This is a genomic window from Saccharothrix lopnurensis (assembly GCF_042658445.1).
GTDB lineage: Bacteria > Actinomycetota > Actinomycetes > Mycobacteriales > Pseudonocardiaceae > Actinosynnema > Actinosynnema lopnurensis.
Genome location: NZ_JBHSQO010000002.1, coordinates 312,005 through 332,875, shown reverse-complemented (window position 1 = coordinate 332,875; position 20,871 = coordinate 312,005). Strand labels below are relative to the sequence as shown.

Genomic DNA, 20,871 nt, shown 5'->3' with positions numbered 1-20,871 from the left:
ATGTTTGGAGGCGCGCGTGACCCTGCCCGACGGGTTCCTGTGGGGTGTGTCGACGTCGGCGTTCCAGGTCGAGGGCGCGTTCACCGCGGCGGGCCGGCGGCCGTCGGTGTGGGACGCGTTCCCCGCGCTCGGGGGCCGGGACGCCTCGGTCGCCTGCGACCACTACCACCGCTACCGCGAGGACGTCGCCCTCCTGCGCTCGCTCGGCGTGGGCGCCTACCGGTTCTCGATCTCCTGGCCCCGCGTGCTGGCCGGTGACCTGGGGTTCTACGACCGGCTGGTGGACGAGCTGCTGGCCGCGGGCATCGCGCCCGTCGTCACGCTGTACCACTGGGACACCCCGGTCGAGGTCGAGGAGGCGGGCGGCTGGCTGGAGCGGGACACCGCGCGGCGCTTCGCCGACTACGCGACCACCGTGGCGGACCGGCTGGTCGACCGGGTGGCGATGTGGATCCCGGTCAACGAGCCGGCCATCGTCACCCTGCTGGGTCACGCGATCGGGCAGCACGCCCCGGGCCGGTCGCTGCTGTTCGACGCGCTGCCCGCCGCGCACCACCTCAACCTCGGGCACGGGCTCGCGGTGGGGGCGCTGCGCGCGGCCGGGGCGCGTGCCGTGGGGACCGCGAACAACCACACGCCCGTCTGGGCGGACGGGGACCCGGCGGCCGCCGACGCCTACGCCGACCTGCACAACTGGCTGTTCGCCGACCCGCTGCTGGCCGGCCGCTACCCCGACCGGCTCGCCGAGCGGATGCCCGTGCGGGACGGGGACCTGGCGGTGACGTCCGCGCCGCTCGACTTCTACGGGGTGAACTACTACAACCCGACGCGGGTGCGCGCCCCCTCGCCGGGCAACCCGCTGCCGTTCGAGCTGGTCGACATCCCCGAGTACCCGCGGACCGGGTTCGGCTGGCCGGTGGTGCCCGCCGGGCTGACCGAGATGATCTCCGTGTTGCGGAATCGCTTTGTCGACTTGCCGCCCATCTACGTGACCGAGAGCGGGTGCAGCTACGAGCACTCGCCGGAGGACACCGAGCGGATCGGGTACCTGGCCGCGCACGCGGACGCCGCGCTGGAGGCCGGCGCGCGCGGCTACTTCGTGTGGTCCCTGATGGACAACTTCGAGTGGGACTCCGGGTACTCGCAGCGGTTCGGCCTGGTCCACGTCGACTACGAGACCCTGGAGCGCACCCCGCGCGCCTCTTTCGGGTGGTACCGCGATCGGGTCCGGCGGTGAGCACCGAGGCGCTGGCCGAGCCGGTCACCCCGGTCCGCCGGTCGTGGATGGCATGGCTGTTCCTGGCCAACCTCGGGCTGTGGCTCGCCGTCTACGCGCCCATCCAGGTGCTGCTGCCGCGCCAGGCCGAACTGCTCGACGCCGGGGCCAAGGAGGCGGTGTTCGGGCTGGTCACCGGGGTGGGCGCGGTGGTGGCGCTGCTGGCGAACCCGCTGGTCGGCCTGGCCTCGGACCGCACCACCTCCCGGTTCGGCAGGCGGCACCCGTGGACCCTGGCCGGCGCGCTGGTCGGCGCGGTCGGCCTGGTCGTGCTGGCCTCGGCGGGGTCGGTCGCGGCGGGGTCGGTCGCGGTGGTGGCGCTCGGGTGGTGCCTGGTGCAGGCCGGCCTGAACGGGATGCTCGCCTCGCTGACCTCCGCGGTGCCCGACCGGGTGCCGGTGCGGCAGCGGGCCAGGGTCGGCGGGCTGGTCGGCGTCTCGCAGATGCTCGGCACCGTGCTGGGCGCGGTCGTGGTGACCGTGCTGGTCACCGGCCTGGGCGCGGGCTACCTGGCGTGCGCCGCGGTCGTGCTGGTCGGCGCGCTGGTGTTCGTGCTGGTCACGCCGGACGCGCGGCTGCCGGTGGCCCACCGGCCCCCGCTGCGCCCGCGCGAGCTGTGGGTCTCGCCGCGCGCGCACCCGGACTTCGCCTGGGCGTGGGGCACGCACTTCATGATCAACCTCGGGAACGCGTTCGGCACCCTGTACCTGCTGTACTTCCTCGACGACGTGGTGCGCCACCCGTCGCCCGAGGACGGCCTGCTGGTGCTGATGCTGCTCTACGGCGTCGCGCTGGCCGCGAGCGCGTGGTGGTTCGGCGCGCACTCGGACCGCACCGGCCGCCGCCGGCCCTACGTGCTGGCGGCGGCCGGCGTGATGGTGGTGGCGGCGCTGCTGCTGGTCGCCTGGCCGACGTGGGTGGCGGCGCTGGTCGCCGCCCCGCTGCTCGGCCTCGGGTTCGGCGGCTACTGGGCGGTCGCGCTGGCCCTGCTGACCCAGGTGCTGCCGGCCGCGTCGGACCGGGCCAAGGACCTGGGCGTGCTCAACATCGCGAACTCGCTGCCGCAGGTCGTGGCCCCGCTGCTGGCCACCGCGCTGCTCGGCGCGCTCGGCGGCTACCGCGGCTTGTTCGCCGCCTCGGCGGCCGCCACGCTGTGCGCGGCCGCGTTCGTGACCCGGGTTCGCTCGGTGGCGTGAGGGGGACAGGCGTGAGGGTGACCGGCAGGACCGTCCTGGTGACGGGCGCGTCGCAGGGCATCGGACTGGCGACCGCGCGGGCGCTCGCGGACCGCGGCGCGGTCGTGCTGCTCGTGGCCCGCGGCGCGGCGGCGCTCGACGAGCAGGTCGAGCGGATCACCGCGACCGGCGGCCGCGCCGCCGCGCTGCCCGCCGACCTCGCGGACGTCGACCAGGTCGCCGCGCTCGCCGCCCGGGTCCTGCGCGAGTACGGGCCGCCGGACGTGCTGGTCAACAACGCGGGCGTCGGCCGCTGGCTGTTCCTCGACGACACCCCGGCCGTGGAGCTGGCCGGCATGATCGCCCTCCCGTTCGGCGCGGCGCTGCACCTGACCAGGGCCCTCCTGCCCGGTATGCGGGCGCGCGGCAGCGGGCGGGTGGTCGTGGTGAACTCGCCGGTGTCCCGGCTGCCGATCCCCGGCGCCACCGGCTACGCCGCCTCCCGCTACGCCCTGCGCGGGCTCACCGCCGCGCTCCGGCTCGACCTGCGCGGCACGGGCGTCGGCGTGACCGAGGTGATCCCGGGCAAGGTGAGCAGCCGGTACTTCGCCAACAACCCCGGCGCGGAGGAGCGCATCCCGGTCGTCGCCCGGCTCATCCCGACCGCGTCACCCGAGCAGGTGGCGGCGCGGATCGCGGGGGCGGTCGAGCGGGAGCGCGACGAGGTGGTCTTCCCGTGGCAGCTGAAGGCGTTCGAGGTGGGCGGTCGGCTGTTCCCCCGCCTGACCTCGTACCTGACCTGGCGCACCGGGACCCACCGCTAGCGCTCCCGCATCGCGGGACGCCGCGACCGCCCGTCGCTCGAAAACGGTCGCTCGTCGCACCGAAACCACAACTTCGTCCACCGACGAACCGGCCGGACGTGGAACCGGCCCCGATGTCCGCGCGGGAGGTGCGGACATCGGGGCCGATGTGGTGCCCGCGGACCAGTGCCGGTCGGGGAGGGAAGGTGAGCACAACACCGGCCCGCGGATGTCTGTTGAGTTGTGTGGTTTTTCGGCCGGCCGGCGGTCCGTTCGTCGCGGTCGGGGGTTCGCACGTCCCGGACCGCCGGCCAGTAGGCGGGTGCTCGACCTGGTCGCGTCGGGGGAACGACGAGGTCGGGTCCGCCCGTCAGTGGGCTCGGGCGATCACCCCGCGGCGCGACCGGGTGACGGGAGGCGTCACCGGCGCCGAGCGGAGGTGCCGAGCCGGGCGCGGGGCCAAACCGCCCGCGACCAGGTGTTCGTACGCGGCGCGCCACACCGAGCAGGGGCTCTTCTGCTGCCGCCACCGCCCGGAGCACTCGGGGCAGTTGCCCTTCTCGTCCGGCTCGTGCGCGGCGAGCAGGGCCCGCCACCCCTCGGTCAGCCGGGGGAGCTCGGAGCGGGCCACCGACAGCAGGGACGGGGCGTCGGCCTCGTTGGCCAGCTCGGTGAGCAGGTCCAGGCGTTCCCACACCGCGTTGCGAAGAACCTGTCCGAGGATCTCGTCCACCGAAACGTCACCGTCACCTTTCCGCCTGTTCGGCGGCCTCGCGTAGCGCGGCCCTGAGCTGTACGAGCTGATCGGCCGACAGCACCGCCGTCTCGCCGGGCGGACCGACCAGGACCACGCGGCCCCGGTCGACCAGCACGGTGAGGCAGCGCTCCCGGTCGACCACGTCACTGCACCGAACCCGCCACCAGTGGCGCTGCCCGGTCGTGCCGCGCCACCCGGAGCCGACGTCGGCCGGCCCTCGCGTGGGCACCGGGGCCGGGGCCGGGGCGGACGTCGTGGCGGCACGCGCGGATCGACCCGGGGTGGTCATCGCCCGCTCGAACAGCTCCACGACGTTTCCTCTCCGTGCTCGTTCGCTCACCGGAACCCAGATTGCGATGATTGGGGTCGGAGCGGGACGTCACAGCGCTGGCCGGTGGTCGATCCACGGTGAACGGTCAGCGGAGTTCGGCAGGGCCGATCAGCCTCACCGATCGGTACTTCTCGGGGTTGGGGGAGTCCCCTACTCTGCCGTTGACGCCCAAAGGACTGTGAGGGGGCGCAATTGAACACCATCGGTTCGCCGAGCTCTCCTGTTACACCAGACGTCTGGGACCAGCAGGAGATGCGGGACGCGCTGGCCAGGCGCGAGATCAGCACGGTCTACCGGCTGCTCCGCCGGCACGGCGTGTCGCAGCGCCAGATCGCGGCGCTGACGGGCCAGTCGCAGTCCGAGGTCTCGGAGATCCTCAAGGGACGCCAGGTCATGGCCTACGACGTCCTCGCGCGGATCGCCCAGGGCTTGGGTGTCCCCAGGGGATACATGGGCCTCGCCTACGACGAGGCCACGGCAGTGCGGGTGGCCGCCACGGCGGAGGCACCCCATTCTGAGGAGGACGAGTCGGTGAAGCGAAGGAAGTTCCTCGCGCACGCCGCCGCCATCACCGTGGGCGCGGCCGTGTTCGGTACGGACTCCGGGTCTTGGGCTTCATCGCCCGCGCAGACACCGGCCCCCGGACGCATCGGCATGACCGACGTCCGGCAGGTGGAGGCCGCCACGCGGGCCCTGCGCACGCTCGACTACCAGTACGGCGGCGGCTCGTGCCGCGACGCCGTGGTCGCCCAGCTCTCGTGGGGCCAGCAGATGCTCGGCGCCAACGCCAGCGAGCTGGTCAAGGAGCGCCTCTACGTCGCCCTCGCCGACCTGCACAACCTCGCCGGCTGGACGTCCTTCGACACCGGCCTGTACGACTCGGCCCGCAACCACTTCGGCCAGGCGCTCGGGCTCGCGAAGCAGGGCAAGAAGGAAGAGCTGGTCGCCAACATCCTGTACCGGATGGGCCGCGTCTACCTGCACCAGGACGCGCCGGACGACGCGCTGAAGGTGTTCCAGCTGGGCCAGTTGGCCGCGCAGAACTCCGGTTCGGAGCTCGCGGTGGGCATCCTGTGCGCCAACGAGGCGTGGGCCTACGCGAAGATGGGCTCCGACGACCAGGCGCTCAAGCTGCTCGGCCGGGCGCGCGACGAGTTCGCCCGCGCCAACATCGGCGAGGCGCCGGCCTGGGCCAAGTTCTTCGACTCCAACGACCTGTCCGCGATGATCGGCACGGTCCACACCGAACTGGCGCAGATGGTCGACGCGAAGAAGTACACGCGCACCGCGATCCCCGCCCTGACCAAGGCGATCAGCGGCTACGGCGAGGACATGAGCCGCAGCCGGTCGTTCAACCTCACCTCGCTGTCGATCAACCACCTGCTCGACGGCGACATCGACCACGGCGCCCGCCTCGGGCGGCAGGCCATCGACCTGTCCGAGGGGCTCAAGTCCGTGCGGACGAAGGACCGGATGAAGCCGCTCCTGCACGAGGCCGAGAAGCGCCGGAACAACCCCAATGCCCGCGAACTGGCCGAACGCGTCGCCAGGTTCACCGGCAGCGACAGCGCTGCCTGAGCCGCGGCGCGCGGACCTGGACGGCAGGTTCACCCACGCCGCGCTGACCGGCGTGCTGCGGCGGCTGTGCGACCGGCTGGGCCTGTCGCACCGGGGCGCGCGGCTGGTCAAGTTCACCAGCAACGCCGTGTTCGAGCTGCCCGGCGACCGGGTCGTGGTGCGGATCGTCGGGTCGATGAACCTGCGCCACCGGGCGCGCAAGGTGGTCGAGGTCGCGCGGTGGCTCGCGGCCCACGACGTGCCCGCGGTGCGGCTGGTCGAGGACGTCCTCCAGCCGCTGGCCGTGGACGGGCACCTGGCCACCGTCTGGCACACCGTGCCCGCGTCCGGCCCTCCCGTCGACGGCCGCGACCTGGGGCGGGTGCTGCGCCAGGTGCACGCGCTGCCCGAACCCGGGTTCGCCCTGCCCCGGTGGGCGCCGCTGGACGACGTGCGCAGGCGCATCGCCGACGCCGAGGAGCTGGCCGACGACGACCGCCGGTTCCTGGAGGACCGGGTCGCGGAGCTGGAGCACCGCCTGGTCGACCTGCGGACGGTGCTGCCCCAGGGCGTGCTGCACGGCGACGCGCACCTGGGCAACCTCATCCCCAGCCCGTCCGGGCCGGTGATCTGCGACTTCGACTCCACCAGCATCGGTCCGCGCGAGTGGGACCTGAGCACCCTGCCGGTCGGCGTCGCCCGCTTCGGGCACTCCGGTGAGTGGTACCGGCAGCTGGCCGACGAGTACGGCTTCGACGTCGTCCGGTGGGCCGGGTTCGAGGTGTTGCGCCAGGTCAGGGAGCTGAAGCTGACCACCAGCGTGCTGCCGATCATGCGCAGCCACCCCGACGTGGGCCCGGAGCTGAAGGCCCGGCTCAAGGCGTTGCGCGCGGGCGACACCACGACGCCCTGGACGCCATACCGCTGAAGGCGGGGGCGTGGGGGAACGAACCGGTAACGCTCGTGGCCCGTGGTGCGACCAAGGCAACGACGGGATTGCGGGACGGGGGCGACGTGGTCGGAAACCTGCCGGGTGTGAAGCGCCGGCGCGCGAGACGAGCCCTCAAGGCCGCCCGCCTGATCGACGAGGTCGTCGACACCCAGCTGCCGCTGCTCGCCTCGTTCGACGAGCAGCGCCGCCGCCGCTCCGCCGACTACCTGGCCGAACTGGTCAAGCTCGCCCAGGACTACCGCTACTTCGCCAACGGCTGGATCGACGCCGCCGAACTGGACCGGCGCGGCCGCCGAGCAGTGACCGAGCTCACCAAACTGCGCGCCGATCCTTCACGGCGACTGATCGCCGACTAGGGCGCCGAACGCAGCTCGGCGCGCTGAACAGGCCACTCACCGACGCCCCTCCCGCCACGCGCCCCCTTCCCACGCCTGCTCGACGTACCGCCGGAAGTCCTTCGGCGGCCGGCCGGTGACGCGCTCGACGGTGTCGGTCAGCTCCGAGTCGCCGCACGCCTCCCAGGCCGCGACCTGCGCGTCGGCCAGGTCGGCGGGCACCACCTCCCGGTAGTCGTCCGCCGTGCCCCGGAACCGGACGTCGAGCCCGGTGACCTCGGTGATCAGGCCCAGGGCCCGGGGGAACGACAGCAGCTCCGGCCCGCTGAGCTCGTAGGTGCGGCCCTCGTGCCCGTCCTCGGTCAGCGCGCGCACGGCCACCGCCGCGATGTCGTCGGCGTCGACGAACCCCAGCACGTGGTCGCCCAGCGGCAGCACCAGCTCGCCCGCCACCACCGAGGGCCGGAAGAACCCCTCGTCGAAGTTCTGGTCGAACCAGTCCGGCCGCACCACGGTCCAGTCCGCGCCGGAGCCCGAGACCAGGGCCTCCGCCGCGAGCAACCGCTCGTCCCGCATCTCCACGACGCCCCGGCTGGACAGCAGCACCAGCCGCCGGACACCCCGCTCGACGGCCTCGCGCACGAAGTCCGGCTCGACCGGCAGTTCGTGCGGCGCCATCAGGTACACGCGCTCGACGCCCTCCAGCGCGGGTGCCCAGGTCTCGCGGTCGGTCCAGTCGAAGCGCGCGTCGCCGTGGTTGGGTTCGGCGATCGCCTCCCACGCCGTCGGATGACCACGTTCGAGCGCAGCGCCTCGCCGACGTCACCGGCCCGGCTCGAACGTCCGCACCTCGATCGGCCACCGGGTGCTGGAACACCTGCTCCCACCCGTCTCACGGCTCCGCGCCCTGACCGGGCTCTCCGTGGGGAAAAGGCGGTGGCGACCAGCCCCGCTCACGCCACCGGCGCCCGCGACAGCACCACCGCCAACCCGAACGCCACCCCCATCACCACCAGCTCGAACGCCGCCCACCCCACCACGGCGGTCGGCTTGTGCTGGGCGATGTGGGGCAGCAGCCGCCACCGGATGCGGGCGCCCAGCACCGCCAGCCCCGCCGCGCACACCACCTTGCCCACCAGCACCAACCCGTACGACGTGGTGAACAGCGAGCCCGGCAGCGTGATCACCGGGTTGAGCGCCAGCTCCAGCACCCCGTTGAACAACCCGGTCACCGACACCAGCACCAGCGACACCGTCGCCAGCCTGGAGAACTTCGGCAGCGCCTCGGCCAGCAGCCCGCGCCGGTGCGCCACCAGGACCACCAGCGCGGCCAACCCGCCGGTCCACGCGGCCGCGCCCAGGATGTGCAGCTCCATCGAGATCATGGAGTAGTCGTGGTACTTCCAGTTCGACGCGTGACCGGTCACCGGCAGCGGCAGCAGGCCGAACATGGCGATCAGGATGCGCAGCTCGGCGGGCACCGACTCGCCCTTGCGCACCGCCAGCACGCCGATCCACAGGTAGACCAGCGCGCACACCGCGCTGAACAGCAGCCCCTGCCCGGCGCCGACCCGCCGCACGTAGTCCACGACCATGGTCATGGTCAGCTCGACGTCCGGCCTGGTCTCGTAGGCCCTGATGACGATCGACAGCAGCGCGGTGAACGCCCACACCGCCGCCGCTACCACGGCGGCCGGCCGGGCCAGGCGCATCACCGGCTCGGTCATGGCGGGCCGGCTGAAGCCCAGCAGCTTCGGCAGCAGCGACAGCCCGACGACGATCGTGGCGGCCAGGTCCAGCAGCACCCGGACGACCGGGTGGCCGAACCGGACCACCGCTCCCGGCTCGGCGACGCCGACCACCTCGGGGGTGGTCGACAGGCACAGGCCCAGCAGCACGCCGGCGACGCCGCCCGCGAGCAGCCCGCCGACGACCCAGTACCTGGTGGGGGGAGCGGTGGTCCGGTTCACCGTCATCGCTGCTCGCCACCGCCCCGCAGGGCGAAGAACACCCCGCCCGCGAGCAGCACCACGGCACCCGCGATCCACACCCAGATGGGCAGGCCGCCACCGCCACCGGACTCCGGCGCCGAACCCTGCGCGGACCCGGTGGTGGCGGGCGCGGGGGTGCCGTCACCGGCCTTGCTCAGGGTGAACCTGAGCGAGCCGCTGACCGGGTGCCCGTCGGCGGACAGGATCCGGTAGCTGACCGCGTACTCGGCGGCCGGGCCCAGCGGGCGCAGCGGGAACGTGACCGAGGTGTCCTTGACCGTCGGCTCGCCGTCCGCCTCCCAGCGCGTGCCCTCCGGCCCGGTGACGCTGATCGTGTTGAACCCCTCCCCGCCGGTCACCGGCTGGTCGAAGGTCAGCGTGATCGCGGCCGGACCGGCCTCCACCGACGACCCGTCCTTCGGGTCGCTGCTGATCAGCACGTTGTGGGCGAGCGCGGGCGTGGCGGTGCCGAGCACCACCGCGCCCGCGACCAGGCCGGTCAGCAGCAGCGAGACGACGCGCCTCATGCCGTCGGCTTGCCCGAGCGGCGGGACCGCAGCACGGCGCCCGCGCCGACCCCGAGGCCGAGCGCGCCGACCGCGAGACCCGCGCCGCCCAGCCAACGGGCGGTGTCGTCGGTCGCGCCGGCGGCGGTGGCGTGGCCGTCCTCCGAGGACGTCTCGGTGGACGCCTCGGCGGCCGTGGTGGCGGTGCCGTGGTCGTCGCCGTCGGACGCGACCAGGTTCAGCACCGGCGCGGGGCGCTCCGGCTCCTCGCCGCCCTCGGCGGGCGGCGGGGCGTTCCAGTCCACGACCTCGCCGCTGTCGTAGGTCTGCTTGGTCGGCAGCAGGAGCTGCTCGGTGTTGTCCGGCAGCGGGCCGACGGACAGGTCGAACTCGTTGAACTGGCCGGGCTCGATGCGGGTGCCCGGCTCGGCGGTCCAGACCACCGTGCGGACGGCCTCGGTCACCTGGCGGCCGTGGCTCTCCACCGGCGTGGCCAGCTTCTCCTTGACCGCCTCGACCTTCCAGCCCGGGACGGGCCTGGTGCTGACCGAGGCCAGCGGGTACTCGGCGGGCAGGGTCAGTTCGAGCTTCACGGTGCCCGCGTCGGGGCGCTCGTTGGGCACCCGCAGGGTCACCTTGCTGTAGCCGCCCTGTTTGGCGGGCGCGGGCGTGGACGCCGTGACGTGCGCGGAGGCGACGCCGGCGGTGCAGAGCGCGAGGAAACCGGCGGTGGCGAGCGCCGCGCCCGCCTTCGCGAACGCGGAACGATGTGTCGACATGGAGTTGTTGCTCCTGGAGGACCGGAGGGTCAGGGGACTCGGGGGATCAGGAGCGGTGGTGGTCCGCGGCGGCCGTGCACGCGCCTGAGCAGCACCGACACCAGCCGGTCCGGCACCGGGACGGGGGCCGGCGGCCGGGGCGGCTCCACCGGTGCGAGCACCGCCGGCAGCACCGGCAGCAGCCTGGCCGCGGCCGTGGCCAGGGCGCGCAGCGTGGCGTCGGCGTGGGCCAGCAGCAGGCCGGTCAGCAGCACGGCGACCGCGTGCGCGGCGGTCATCGCCACCGGGTCGAACCCGGGGCCGGACCGGTCGTGGGCCTGGTGGCCGAGGTTGACCAACGCGTGCTGCGCGAGCTGGGCGAGACCCAGCGTGGCCAGGATCGTCCACGGGGTGCGGCCCCGCTCGGCGAGGGCCGTGCCCGCGAACGCGATGAGCAGCGTCAGCGGCAGCGCGCCCGCGAACTCGGTGAGCTCACCGCCCGCGGCGCCGTGCGCGGTGACGCTCAGCGCCGCGGAGGTGACGGCCAGCAGCACGGCCCGCGCGAAGCGGGTCGGGGCAGGCCGTCTGGTCACGCCCCAGAGCCTAGGAGGTCGGGGCCCGCCGGCGTGAGCCCATGCCGCCGAAGGGTGGTTTGGACTGGGCCGGACGGGGTAGCAGTCCGACGTGGCAGCCTCGGTCGAACCGGTTCGGCAGACCCCGCCCGCGGCCGACCGCGTCGGGCGGACCGACCGCGTGGTCTTCGGGGTGGCCGCCGCCATCGCGCTCGCGTTCATCGGGTGGGGCGTGTTCGCCACGGAGTCCCTCGGCCGGGTGGCGCGGTCGGTCCTGGACTGGGTGATCGGCAACCTGGGGTGGGCCTTCGTGCTCTCCGCGTCCGGGTTCGTGGTGTTCGCGCTGTGGTTGGCGGTGAGCCGCTACGGCCGCATCCCGCTCGGCCGCGACGACGAGGAGCCGGAGTTCCGGACCGTCTCGTGGGTGGCCATGATGTTCAGCGCGGGCATGGGCATCGGCCTGATGTTCTACGGGGTCAACGAGCCGCTGACGCACTTCGCGTCGCCGCCGCCGGGCACCGTCCCGGGCGGCACGGACGAGGCCGTCCAGACCGCGATGGCGACCACGCTGTTCCACTGGACCCTGCACCCGTGGGCGATCTACGCGGTGGTCGGCCTGGCCATCGCCTACGGCAGCTTCCGGCGGGGACGCAGCCAGCTGATCAGCGCGGCGTTCACGCCGCTGCTGGGCGGGCGCGCCGCGGGCGGTGCGGGCCGGGCCATCGACGTGCTGGCGATCTTCGCGACGCTGTTCGGGTCGGCGGCCTCGCTCGGGCTCGGCGCGCTCCAGATCGGCAGCGGCCTGCGCGCCGCGGGCCGGCTGGGCGGCGCGGGCAACGCGGTCCTGGTGGGCGTGATCGCGGTGCTGACCGCGGCGTTCGTCGCCTCGGCGGTGTCGGGCGTGGCCAGGGGCATCCAGTGGCTGTCGAACACCAACATGGTGCTGGCGGTGGTGCTCGCGGTGTTCGTGTTCGTCGTCGGCCCGACGGTGTTCGTGCTCAACCTGGTGCCCGCCGCGATCGGCGACTACTTCCGCGACCTGGCCGACATGGCGAGCCGCACGGCCGCGGTCGGCGGCGACGCCACCCAGGAGTGGCTGGCCGGGTGGACGATCTTCTACTGGGCGTGGTGGATCTCGTGGACGCCGTTCGTCGGCGTGTTCATCGCCCGGATCAGCCGGGGCCGCACGATCCGCCAGTTCGTGACCGGCGTCGTCGGCGTGCCGAGCCTGGTCAGCCTGATGTGGTTCTGCGTGTTCGGCGGCACCGCCGTCTTCGCCGAGCGCGAGGGCGCCGGCCTGGTGGGCGCCGCCACCCCGGAGGGTCAGCTGTTCGCCCTGCTCGACGGCTTCCCGCTGGCCACCGCGGCGAGCGTGGTGGTCATCGTGCTGGTGGCGATCTTCTTCATCTCCGGCGCGGACGCCGCCTCGGTCGTGATGGGCACGCTCTCCCAGCGCGGCTCGATCCGCCCGGCCAAGGCGGTCGTGGTCTTCTGGGGCGTGCTGACCGGCGCGGTGGCCGCGGTGATGCTCCTGGTCGGCGGCTCGAACGGGCTCACCGGCCTCCAGAACCTGACCATCATCGCCGCGCTGCCGTTCCTGGTGGTGATGATCGGCCTGTGCGTGGCCCTGGCCCGCGACCTGCGCAGCGACCCGCTGATCCGGCGCGAGGCCCGGGTCGCCGAGGTCATCGAGGAGGTGCTCCAGCCGCAGGACCCGGAGGAGAAGGCCCTGCGCCTGGTCAAGCGGCTCATACGCCGAGGCGTGTGAGCAGCTCGGCCTCCAACCCGTCCAGGTCGGCCGACACGGCGCGGTGCGCGGCCCGGCGCCGCGCCGGGGGCATCCGCTCCGAGGCGCGCACGGCCGCCAGCAGCTGGCCCAGCCGCCGCTCGGTGGTCTCCACGTAGCCCCGGTCGCTTTCCCGCACCTGCTCCAGGGCCTCGTCGAAGCCCGTGATCCGGGCGTGCAGCGCCGCGCCGCGGCCCGAGTACCTGGTCAGCTGGTCGACCGGCACGCCCAGCCGGGAGGCCCGGTAGTGGTCGTAGCGGTCGCTGACCAGGGCGGCGGTGCGGACGGCGATCGGCATGACCACCGGGATCAGCGCGGGCGCCAGCACCTTGGCCACGCCCACGAGGTTCCTCGCCCTGCTCGGGGTGAACCCCTTGCCCTTCGCGCGCGCCATGGCGGCACCTCCTCACCGCAAACAGTAGAGCCGCCGGGGCAAAAGATCGACTCGACTCCGAGAGGTGCCGGCACGGGGACGTGCCCGGCGGCCTACCCTGCAACAGTGACTCCCCAGGTGCAGCTCGACGCCGGAGTGGTCACTCGTTGCCGGCGGCGGGTGCACCTCGAACACGACCCCGCGCTGCGCGACGCGCCGAAATCGCCGCCCGACCCGACCGGCCAACAGCGCCGGGCCGACGCCGGCGAGCACCGCCGCGCGGTGGCCGCGGCCCTGGGCCGGTTCGTCGGCTCCGACCTGGTGGAGGTCCCGCAGGACGTCCCCGCGGCGGACCGCGAGCGGGCGACCGCCGCCGCGATGGCGGCGGGCGTGCCGTTCATCTGGGGCGCCGCCCTGCCGCGCGACCCGGTGGGCGGCCGGCGCGGCGGCATCGACCTGCTGGTCCGGGAGGCCACCGGCTACGTGCCGGTCCTCGTGGTCCGGCACAAGGTCAGCGACCCCGGCCAGGGCGCCCGCACCTCGCCGCTGTCCCACCCGCTGCCCGGCGGCTCCCGGCACGACCCGCTGCGCAAGGTGCGCCCGCAGCCGCGCGACCAGCTCCGCCTCGCCCACGCCCAGCGCCAGCTCCAGGCGGCCGGGTTCGCCGCGCGCGGCCGCGCGACCGGCGGCGTGGTCGGCATGGACGCCGACGTCGTCGTCTGGCACGACCTGGAGGCGCCGAACTGGCCCAACAGCCGCACCGCCCTGTCGGAGTACGACTCGCGCTTCGCCGACCGCCTGGCCGTGGCCGCCGCGGCGGCCACCGGCGCCGAGCCCCTGGCCAGGCCGTCGCGCATCGTCGAGTGCCGCAGCTGCCCGTGGTGGCCGGTGTGCGAGGAGGACCTGCGCCGGGCCGGGGACGTCAGCCTCGTCGTGCGCGGCGAGGACGCCGCCGCCCTGCGCAAGGTCGGCGTCACCACGGTCGACCGGCTGGCCGAGCTGGACCCGGGCACCCCGGTCACCCCGCTGGTCGGGATGCTCCACGAGGACGCGGTGATCCTGGCCCGCGCCTGGCAGCGCGACCTGACCGTGGTGCGCCGCGTGTCGCGGATGGACGTCCCCCGCGCCGACGTGGAGGTGGACGTCGACATGGAGAGCTTCGGCGACCTCGGCGCCTACATGTGGGGCTGCCTGCTGTCCGGCGCGGACGTGGGCGTGGCGCACGGCTACCGGGCGTTCGCCACCTGGGAACCGCTGCCGTGCGACGACGAGGCCCGCTCGTTCGCCGAGTTCTGGGGCTGGCTCACCGACGTCCGGCTGCGCGCCCGCGCCCGGGGCCTGACCTTCCGCGCCTACTGCTACAACGAGCTGGCCGAGAACCGCTGGCTGCTCGGCTCGGCCACCCGGTTCAAGGGCCGCCCCGGCATCCCGACCACCGCCCAGGTGAAGGAGTTCATCCAGTCCGACGCCTGGATCGACCTGTTCGGCATCGTCCAGGACCAGTTCCTGTGCGCCCACGGCAAGGGCCTGAAGACGATCGCCCCGGCGGCCGGCTTCACCTGGCGCGACCCGGAGGCGGGCGGCGAGAACTCGATGCGCTGGTACCGCGACGCGGTGGGCATGGACGGCCACCCGCCGAACCCCGTGCAGCGCGACCGCCTGCTGGTCTACAACGAGGACGACGTCCGGGCCACCCACGCCCTGCGGGTGTGGATGACCTCGGACGCCATGGACGACCTGCCCTTCGCGGGCGACCTCTGAGGCGGCGGGAGCGACCCGGCCGGGGGAGCCGGGTTCAGCGCGGCGCCATCCTCAGCGCCCCGTCCATCCGGATGACCTCGCCGTTCAGGTAGTCGTGCCCGACGATCGACAGGACCAGCGCGGCGTACTCCTCCGGCAGCGCCAGCCGCTTCGGGAACGGCACCCCGGCCGCCAGCCCGGCCCGGAACTCCTCCGACACGGTCGCCAGCATCGGCGTGTCCACGATGCCCGGCGCGATGGTCATCACCCGCACGCCCACCGACGACAGGTCCCGCGCCGCCGGGAGCGTCATGCCCGCCACCGCCGCCTTGGACGCCGCGTACGCGACCTGCCCGATCTGCCCGTCGAACGCCGCGACCGACGCGGTGTTGACCACCACGCCGCGCTGCCCGTCCGCCAGCGGCTCGGTCCTCGCCATCGCCGCGGCCGCGAGCCGCAGCACGTTGAACGTCCCCACCAGGTTGACGTCGATCACCCTGCGGTACAGGTCCAGCGGGTGCGGGCCCGCCTTGCCCGCGGTCCGCGCCGACGGCGCGATGCCCGCGCAGTTCACCACCACCCGCAGCGGCGCGCCGGACCCGGCGGCCGCGTCGACGGCGGCCTGGACGTCCTCCTCCGAGGTGACGTCCGCCGTCAGGTAGGTCACGCCCTCGACGACCGGCGCGGCCTCCACCGACAGGTCGAGCGCGTACACGGCCGCACCGCGCGCGGCCAGCGCCCGTGCCGTCGCCGCGCCCAACCCGGACGCGCCGCCCGTGACGATCGCCGCGGTACCCGAGATCTCCATGCATCCTCCCTGTCCACCGACGGGAGGAGGTTAACGGTCGTTCAGCCCCCGGTCCTCCGAGAGGTGCAGCAAGGCGACCAGGGGCACGGCCGCGAGCAGCGCCAGCCCCACGAACAGCAGCGGGATCACGACGAGTTCCATGCTGAAGACAGTGCCCCGATCCCGGCGGGCCCGCGTCCGCCGCGAGGGGTGTTCCCGGGTACACCCGGGGGACTACCCGGCTCACTCTCCGCATACGACCACGGGTCGACCCGGGCCGGCGGCGCGTCGGCCGAAGCATGAGCGACCATCGACTTCAGTAGATCTTCAGCAGACAATCTCCTTAGCGGGGGTAACAAAAGCGAGGCGCTCGACGTACGTTGGCGGCCATGTTCACCACCCGCCCTGAACTCGTGGGCACGCACGGCATGGTCGCGTCCACGCACTGGCTCGCCTCCGGCGCGGGCATGGCCGTCCTGGAGGACGGCGGCAACGCCTTCGACGCCGCGGTCGCCGCCGGCTTCGTGCTCCAGGTGGTCGAACCACACCTCAACGGACCCGGCGGCGAGGTGCCGGTGGTGTTCGCCGCGGCCGGCGAGACGTCGCCGCGGGTGCTGTGCGGGCAGGGCGTGGCGCCCGCCGGGGCCACCACCGCCCACTACCGGGGCCTCGGCCTGGACCTCGTGCCCGGCAGCGGCCTGCTCGCCGCCACCGTGCCCGGCGCGTGGGACGGCTGGCTGACGCTGCTGCGCGACTACGGCACCAAGACGCTGCGCGACGTGCTCGGCCACGCCATCGGCTACGCGCGCGACGGGTTCCCGGTGCTGGAGCGCGTGTCGTTCACCGTCTCGACGGTCGCCGACCTGTTCCGCGAGCACTGGGCCCCCTCCGCCGAGCTGTGGCTGCCCGGCGGCAAGCCGCCCGTGGCCGGCTCGCGGTTCCGCAACCCCGTGCTGGCCGACACCTGGGAGCGGCTGCTGGCCGCCGCCGAGGCCGCCGGGTCGGACCGGGAGGCGCAGATCGAGGCCGCGCGGCGGGCGTGGTCGCAGGGGTTCGTCGCGGCGCGCGTGGACGAGTTCTGCCGGACCGCCTTCCGCGACGACTCGGGCGCGGACCACGCCGGGGTGCTGACCGGCGAGGACATGGCCACGTGGGAGGCGTCCTACGAGGACGCGGTGACGGTGGAGTTCGGCCGGTGGACCGTGGCGAAGCCCGGCGCGTGGACTCAGGGGCCCGTGCTGCTCCAGCAGTTGCTGCTGCTGGAGGGCTTCGCGGACCACCTGGCCTACGCCGACGGCGCGCCCACCGCGGAGACCGTGCACCTGGCGGTGGAGTGCGCGAAGCTGGCGTTCGCGGACCGGGAAGCCTGGTACGGGGACGGCGAGGTGCCGCTGGACGTGCTGCTGTCCCGCGAGTACGCGGACGCGCGGCGCGCGCTCGTCACCGGGGAGGCGTCGCTCGACCTGCGCCCCGGCTCACCCCTCGGCGCGCCGCCGCTGCTCCCGGCGCACGTGCGGCGCGGCCCGGTGGCCCCGGACGGCGAGCAGGGCGGTGCGCTCGGGGAGCCGACCGTCTCCCGCACCGGGTCGGTCAAGGGCGACACCGTGCACGTCGACGTGGTCGACCGCTGGGGCAACCTCGTCTCGGCCACCCCGTCCGGCGGGTGGCTCCAGTCGTCCCCGGCCATCCCGTCGCTGGGCTTCTGCCTGGGCAGCCGGGCGCAGATGTTCTGGCTGGACGAGGGGCTGCCGAACTCGCTGGCCCCGAACAAGCGGCCCCGGATCACGCTGTCCCCGTCGCTGGCCCTGCGCGACGGCCTGCCCTCGATGGCGTTCGGCACCCCCGGCGGCGACCAGCAGGACCAGTGGCAGCTGGGCTTCTGGCTCGCGCACACCACGGGCGGGATGAACCTCCAGGCCGCGATCGACTCGCCGATGTGGCACACCAACGCGTTCCCCAGCTCGTTCTACCCGCGGTCGTGGACGCCGGGCGAGGTCGTGGTGGAGTCGCGGTTCGCCGGGGCCGACGAGCTGCGCGAGCGCGGGCACGTCGTGGTGGACGCGGGGCCCTGGGCGCTGGGTCGCCTGTCGGCGGTGGCGAGGGACGCCCGTGACGGCCTGCTGCGCGCCGCCGCCAACCCGCGCGGTGGCCAGGGCTACGCGGTGGGTCGCTAGGGGCCGGGGTCGGGCGGGGAGCCGCCGCCGGACCGCGCGGTGCGGCGGAGGGCCTGGTGGCCGGGTGGCCGCGCGGTGCGCCGCCGGTCGCGCCGCCCTCCCGCGTGACGCGGCCGGGGGCTGTGCGCCGGGCCGCCCGCCGTGGTCGCTCGCCGTCGGGTCGAACGGGGTCGGGTCGAACGGGGTCGGGTCGAACGGGGTCGGGTCGAACGGGGTCGGGTCGAACAGGGTCGGGTCGAACGGGGTTGGAACGGTCCCGACCCGAGGGGGAGGGGGCCGGGACCGTTCCGGCTCGTGGTCGGCCCGCCGGCGGTGCGCGCCGGCGGGCCGCCGGTCAGCGGCCCAGGTCCACCTGGAGCTCGACCGGCAGGCCCTGCCTGGCCTTCTCGGCCAGCGGCGGGACGACCTCGCGGACGTGCTCGCCGATGCCCTCCGGGCCGATGTCGCGCGGCGTGATCGTCCGCACGTGCCCGGCCAGTTCGTTCGTGTCGACGCGGAGCACGTCGCCCACGCGCACCAGCCTGCCCGGCTCGGCATCGACGTCCGGCCGCGTCTCCAGGCCGAGGTCGGCCGCCTGCGCCGTGCCGCCCAGGCCGAGCACGACAGCGGTGCTGCCGAGGGCGACCGTGACCCCCGCGATGGTCTTCCTGAGGTTCATGGCCGGGAAAGTTTCGCAATGCGGGGCACCGGTTCAAGCTCGGCAATCCCTCCAGGTGGATTTGTTCACCCGCTCCGGTGGCCTACGACGGTCGTCGTACCCGCGGGAGCCGCCTCCGGACCGATGCCGGGCGACCCCGCGGTCCCGTACCTTCGGCCCATGTCATGGCCTGCGTGGGTCTGGTTCGCGGCGACGTTCGCGCCGCTGCTGTGGCGCAGGCGCTTCCCGGTCGCGGTCGTCGCGGTCACCGGGGCGTCCACGTGGCTGTTCTACGTCACCGGCCACTGGGGCCCGCTGATCGCCGCCCCCGCCGCCGCGGTCCTCTCGCTGGGGCGGACCCGCCTGGCCGAGCGGCGCGGCCGCCAGGTGGAGGAGGAGCGGCTGCGCATCGCCCGCGAGGTCCACGACGTGGTCGCGCACAGCCTCGCCATGATCAACGTGCAGGCCGGCGTCGCCGCGCACGTGGCGGACCGCCGGCCCGAGGAGGCGGTCAAGGCCCTGCGCGCCATCAAGGAGGCCAGCGGGCACGCCCTGGACGACCTGCGCGCCACCCTGGGCGTCCTGCGCGCCGGCGGGGACGCCGCCCCGGTGCTCGGCCTCGACCGGCTCGACGAGCTGGTGGCGCCCGTGCCGAAGGCGGTGGTCCGGGGCGACCCGGGCGAGGTGCCCGCCTCCGTGGGCGCGGCGGCGTACCGGGTGGTGCAGGAGGCGCTGACCAACGCGGTGCGGTACGCGCCGGGCGCCACCGCCGTCGTGGTCGGGTTCCGGCGCACCGAGCGGGCCCTGGAGCTGACCGTCACCGACGACGGCGCCGGGGGCGCGGACCGGCCGGCGCAGGGCGCGGGCGCGGGGCTGCGGGGCATGGCCGAACGCGTCGAAGCGCTCGGCGGCACGCTGGAGGCCGGTCCGACGGCCACCGGGTTCGCCGTGCGGGCGGTCCTACCGTGGGGGGTTCGTGGTGATCAGGGTGGTCCTGGCGGACGACCAGGCGCTGGTGCGGGCGGGCTTCCGCCTGCTGCTGGACACCGAGGACGGCTTCGAGGTCGTCGGCGAGGCCGGTGACGGGGCGGAGGCCGTGCGCCTGGCCCGGGAGTACCGCCCGGACGTCGTGGTCATGGACGTCCGGATGCCCGGCACGGACGGGCTCGCCGCGACCAGGCGGGTCTGCGCCGAGCTGCCCGGGGTCCGGGTCCTGGTGCTGACCACCTTCGACGTCGACGAGTACGTGTTCGAGGCGTTGCGCGCCGGGGCGTCCGGGTTCCTGCTCAAGGACACCGAGCCGGTGGAGCTGCTGCGCGCCCTGCGGGTGGTGGCGGCCGGCGAGGCGCTGCTCGCGCCGAGCGTCACCCGGAGGCTGATCGAGGAGTTCGCGCGCCGCCCGGAGCACCGCCGCCCCGACCCCCGGGCGCTGCGCGAGCTGACCGCGCGGGAGCGGGAGGTACTGGTCCTGGTGGCCGCCGGCCTGGCCAACGACGAGATCGCCGGGCAGTTGGTAATCAGCCCGGCGACCGCCCGCACGCACGTCAGCCGGGTGATGACGAAACTGGCCGCTCGCGACCGCGCGCAACTCGTGGTGCTCGCTTACGAATCGGGATTGGTCTCGCCGCGACGAGGGTGAATATTCCTTGTGCCCCCGCCGCGTGCACCCCCGCGCGCACCGCGCCGGCCATCCTCGCGGACCGCCGGGTATTGCCCCGGAAAAAGTCCACGCAATTGCGCAATAATCACGGAACGTAACGGAAAAGCAACTACCCGCCGCATTTTGTGTGCGGCGGGTGACGTTAACGAAGGGTGAACTAGGCGATCGCGCCGGGGGGCAGCTTCAGCTTGAACGGCAGCGTGGTCACGACCGCGAGGTCCGACGCCGTCTTGCGCATCAGCGAGGGCGCGTTCCGCGCGCCGGGCTCCGGCAGGTCGAGCAACCGGTCAACGGCCTCGACCAACGGGCCCTCGTAGATCCAGACGGCCTGAGCGGCGCGCTTGCTGTCCCGGACGGCGGGCAACCGGCCCGCGCGGGCCTCGGTCTCCGACCAGAACAGGATGGAGTCGATGAAGCCGCGGCGCTGCTTGAACGCCATGATGCGGTCGAGCTGGCCGTCCTCGTCCCGGAGGTGGAGGAACTGGAACCCGCTCTCGCGCAGTTCGATCACCTTGCTCAGAGCGAGATCCATGACGCACCTACCTCTTGTTCCGAGGCCCCCTAGCAGGCACAGCCCGTACAACGTGAAAATGATCGTACGGCAAGCGGACAATCCGCCATAGGGACTAGGCCGGTGGGGCGGCTTCAATGCGGACATCCGCCGCCCCGCTTTTGCTCGGGTGGCGCTGGGAGGGAACGGT

At 74.1% G+C, this 20,871-nt stretch carries 22 protein-coding genes; 11 read left to right on the top strand and 11 right to left on the bottom strand.

Annotated features, from left to right (window positions below; genetic code table 11):
* Positions 1-16 precede the first annotated feature (16 nt).
* The 3 genes from ACFP3R_RS03670 to ACFP3R_RS03660 are packed head-to-tail and all read left to right on the top strand — an operon-like array spanning position 17 to position 3,275.
* Entirely contained in the window at positions 17-1,237 is a 1,221-nt protein-coding gene (locus ACFP3R_RS03670) for a family 1 glycosylhydrolase (RefSeq protein WP_380632770.1), read from the top strand.
* 47 nt (positions 1,238-1,284) lie between these two features.
* The gene (locus ACFP3R_RS03665) at positions 1,285-2,472 is read left to right on the top strand and encodes an MFS transporter (protein ID WP_380632851.1); all 1,188 of its coding nucleotides are present in this window, start codon (positions 1,285-1,287) and stop codon (positions 2,470-2,472) included.
* A 17-nt stretch (positions 2,473-2,489) separates the two neighbouring features.
* On the top strand, positions 2,490-3,275 hold the full coding sequence (locus ACFP3R_RS03660) for an SDR family NAD(P)-dependent oxidoreductase (protein ID WP_380632768.1): 786 nt from the start codon (positions 2,490-2,492) through the stop codon (positions 3,273-3,275).
* A gap of 349 nt (positions 3,276-3,624) precedes the next feature.
* On the opposite strand, the gene ACFP3R_RS03655 is transcribed toward ACFP3R_RS03660, so the two are convergent.
* Both ACFP3R_RS03655 and ACFP3R_RS03650 read right to left on the bottom strand, forming a co-directional pair.
* Entirely contained in the window at positions 3,625-3,987 is a 363-nt protein-coding gene (locus ACFP3R_RS03655; RefSeq protein WP_380632765.1) for a hypothetical protein, read from the bottom strand.
* Positions 3,988-4,000: 13 nt separating this feature from the next.
* Entirely contained in the window at positions 4,001-4,321 is a 321-nt protein-coding gene (locus ACFP3R_RS03650; RefSeq protein WP_380632762.1) for a hypothetical protein, read from the bottom strand.
* Between the two features lie 273 nt (positions 4,322-4,594).
* Here ACFP3R_RS03650 and ACFP3R_RS03645 point away from each other — a divergent pair, with 273 nt between their 5' ends.
* From ACFP3R_RS03645 to ACFP3R_RS03635, 3 genes are all read left to right on the top strand, one after another.
* Complete coding sequence (locus ACFP3R_RS03645; protein WP_380632843.1) at positions 4,595-5,920, top strand: helix-turn-helix domain-containing protein; 1,326 nt, start codon at positions 4,595-4,597, stop codon at positions 5,918-5,920.
* Between the two features lie 16 nt (positions 5,921-5,936).
* Positions 5,937-6,827, top strand: a complete 891-nt coding sequence (locus tag ACFP3R_RS03640; RefSeq protein WP_380632840.1) for an aminoglycoside phosphotransferase family protein — start codon at positions 5,937-5,939, stop codon at positions 6,825-6,827.
* A 107-nt stretch (positions 6,828-6,934) separates the two neighbouring features.
* Positions 6,935-7,207, top strand: a complete 273-nt coding sequence (locus ACFP3R_RS03635) for a hypothetical protein (RefSeq protein ID WP_380632760.1) — start codon at positions 6,935-6,937, stop codon at positions 7,205-7,207.
* Positions 7,208-7,243: 36 nt separating this feature from the next.
* Here the strand turns inward: ACFP3R_RS03635 and ACFP3R_RS03630 are convergent, their stop codons facing one another.
* The 5 genes from ACFP3R_RS03630 to ACFP3R_RS03610 form a co-directional block, all read right to left on the bottom strand.
* Positions 7,244-7,873 carry a Rossmann-fold NAD(P)-binding domain-containing protein gene (locus tag ACFP3R_RS03630; RefSeq protein ID WP_380632758.1) on the bottom strand — a complete coding sequence of 210 codons (630 nt, stop codon included), beginning with the start codon at positions 7,871-7,873 and terminating at the stop codon, positions 7,244-7,246.
* A gap of 266 nt (positions 7,874-8,139) precedes the next feature.
* The gene (locus ACFP3R_RS03625) at positions 8,140-9,162 is read right to left on the bottom strand and encodes a copper resistance D family protein (protein ID WP_380632755.1); all 1,023 of its coding nucleotides are present in this window, start codon (positions 9,160-9,162) and stop codon (positions 8,140-8,142) included.
* A complete protein-coding gene (locus ACFP3R_RS03620) occupies positions 9,159-9,704 on the bottom strand; it encodes a copper resistance CopC family protein (protein WP_380632754.1) in 546 nt (181 codons plus the stop codon). Before ACFP3R_RS03620 ends, ACFP3R_RS03625 begins: the two co-directional genes overlap by 4 nt.
* Complete coding sequence (locus ACFP3R_RS03615) at positions 9,701-10,462, bottom strand: YcnI family copper-binding membrane protein (RefSeq protein ID WP_380632753.1); 762 nt, start codon at positions 10,460-10,462, stop codon at positions 9,701-9,703. The genes ACFP3R_RS03620 and ACFP3R_RS03615 overlap by 4 nt, the downstream gene beginning before the upstream one ends.
* Positions 10,463-10,491: 29 nt before the next feature.
* Positions 10,492-11,034, bottom strand: coding sequence for a hypothetical protein (locus ACFP3R_RS03610; RefSeq protein WP_380632750.1), 543 nt, complete (start codon positions 11,032-11,034; stop codon positions 10,492-10,494).
* 91 nt (positions 11,035-11,125) lie between these two features.
* Between ACFP3R_RS03610 and ACFP3R_RS03605 the strand changes: the two genes are divergently transcribed.
* Positions 11,126-12,781, top strand: coding sequence for a BCCT family transporter (locus ACFP3R_RS03605; protein WP_380632748.1), 1,656 nt, complete (start codon positions 11,126-11,128; stop codon positions 12,779-12,781).
* Here ACFP3R_RS03605 and ACFP3R_RS03600 read toward each other — a convergent pair.
* Complete coding sequence (locus ACFP3R_RS03600; protein WP_380632745.1) at positions 12,762-13,193, bottom strand: DUF6474 family protein; 432 nt, start codon at positions 13,191-13,193, stop codon at positions 12,762-12,764. The two genes, ACFP3R_RS03605 and ACFP3R_RS03600, sit on opposite strands and share 20 nt — an antisense overlap.
* Before the next feature lie 105 nt (positions 13,194-13,298).
* On the opposite strand from ACFP3R_RS03600, the gene ACFP3R_RS03595 reads away from it, so the two are divergent.
* Positions 13,299-14,933 (top strand): TM0106 family RecB-like putative nuclease, encoded by a 1,635-nt coding sequence (locus ACFP3R_RS03595; RefSeq protein WP_380632742.1) that lies wholly within the window; start codon positions 13,299-13,301, stop codon positions 14,931-14,933.
* 34 nt (positions 14,934-14,967) lie between these two features.
* Here the strand turns inward: ACFP3R_RS03595 and ACFP3R_RS03590 are convergent, their stop codons facing one another.
* Entirely contained in the window at positions 14,968-15,720 is a 753-nt protein-coding gene (locus ACFP3R_RS03590; protein WP_380632740.1) for an SDR family NAD(P)-dependent oxidoreductase, read from the bottom strand.
* 368 nt (positions 15,721-16,088) lie between these two features.
* Here ACFP3R_RS03590 and ACFP3R_RS03585 point away from each other — a divergent pair, with 368 nt between their 5' ends.
* Complete coding sequence (locus ACFP3R_RS03585) at positions 16,089-17,873, top strand: gamma-glutamyltransferase family protein (RefSeq protein ID WP_380632737.1); 1,785 nt, start codon at positions 16,089-16,091, stop codon at positions 17,871-17,873.
* A 334-nt stretch (positions 17,874-18,207) separates the two neighbouring features.
* On the opposite strand, the gene ACFP3R_RS03580 is transcribed toward ACFP3R_RS03585, so the two are convergent.
* Complete coding sequence (locus ACFP3R_RS03580) at positions 18,208-18,531, bottom strand: hypothetical protein (RefSeq protein ID WP_380632734.1); 324 nt, start codon at positions 18,529-18,531, stop codon at positions 18,208-18,210.
* A 159-nt stretch (positions 18,532-18,690) separates the two neighbouring features.
* Between ACFP3R_RS03580 and ACFP3R_RS03575 the strand changes: the two genes are divergently transcribed.
* Together ACFP3R_RS03575 and ACFP3R_RS03570 are read left to right on the top strand one after the other, a co-directional pair.
* Positions 18,691-19,593 carry a sensor histidine kinase gene (locus ACFP3R_RS03575; RefSeq protein ID WP_380632728.1) on the top strand — a complete coding sequence of 301 codons (903 nt, stop codon included), beginning with the start codon at positions 18,691-18,693 and terminating at the stop codon, positions 19,591-19,593.
* Positions 19,490-20,149, top strand: coding sequence for a response regulator transcription factor (locus tag ACFP3R_RS03570; RefSeq protein ID WP_380632724.1), 660 nt, complete (start codon positions 19,490-19,492; stop codon positions 20,147-20,149). Before ACFP3R_RS03575 ends, ACFP3R_RS03570 begins: the two co-directional genes overlap by 104 nt.
* Before the next feature lie 178 nt (positions 20,150-20,327).
* Here the strand turns inward: ACFP3R_RS03570 and ACFP3R_RS03565 are convergent, their stop codons facing one another.
* Positions 20,328-20,702, bottom strand: a complete 375-nt coding sequence (locus ACFP3R_RS03565) for a hypothetical protein (protein WP_380632722.1) — start codon at positions 20,700-20,702, stop codon at positions 20,328-20,330.
* Between the last annotated feature and the right edge of the window lie 169 nt (positions 20,703-20,871).

Bases quoted from the DNA above. Each gene is read 5' to 3' on its own strand.
- ACFP3R_RS03615 (WP_380632753.1), bottom strand. From the start codon at position 10,462: ATGTCGACACATCGTTCCGCGTTCGCGAAGGCGGGCGCGGCGCTCGCC.
- ACFP3R_RS03565 (WP_380632722.1), bottom strand. From the start codon at position 20,702: ATGGATCTCGCTCTGAGCAAGGTGATCGAACTGCGCGAGAGCGGGTTC.
- ACFP3R_RS03585 (WP_380632737.1), top strand. From the start codon at position 16,089: ATGTTCACCACCCGCCCTGAACTCGTGGGCACGCACGGCATGGTCGCG.
- ACFP3R_RS03590 (WP_380632740.1), bottom strand. From the start codon at position 15,720: ATGGAGATCTCGGGTACCGCGGCGATCGTCACGGGCGGCGCGTCCGGG.
- ACFP3R_RS03600 (WP_380632745.1), bottom strand. From the start codon at position 13,193: ATGGCGCGCGCGAAGGGCAAGGGGTTCACCCCGAGCAGGGCGAGGAAC.
- ACFP3R_RS03580 (WP_380632734.1), bottom strand. From the start codon at position 18,531: ATGAACCTCAGGAAGACCATCGCGGGGGTCACGGTCGCCCTCGGCAGC.
- ACFP3R_RS03625 (WP_380632755.1), bottom strand. From the start codon at position 9,162: ATGACGGTGAACCGGACCACCGCTCCCCCCACCAGGTACTGGGTCGTC.
- ACFP3R_RS03645 (WP_380632843.1), top strand. From the start codon at position 4,595: ATGCGGGACGCGCTGGCCAGGCGCGAGATCAGCACGGTCTACCGGCTG.
- ACFP3R_RS03620 (WP_380632754.1), bottom strand. From the start codon at position 9,704: ATGAGGCGCGTCGTCTCGCTGCTGCTGACCGGCCTGGTCGCGGGCGCG.
- ACFP3R_RS03575 (WP_380632728.1), top strand. From the start codon at position 18,691: ATGTCATGGCCTGCGTGGGTCTGGTTCGCGGCGACGTTCGCGCCGCTG.
- ACFP3R_RS03665 (WP_380632851.1), top strand. From the start codon at position 1,285: ATGGCATGGCTGTTCCTGGCCAACCTCGGGCTGTGGCTCGCCGTCTAC.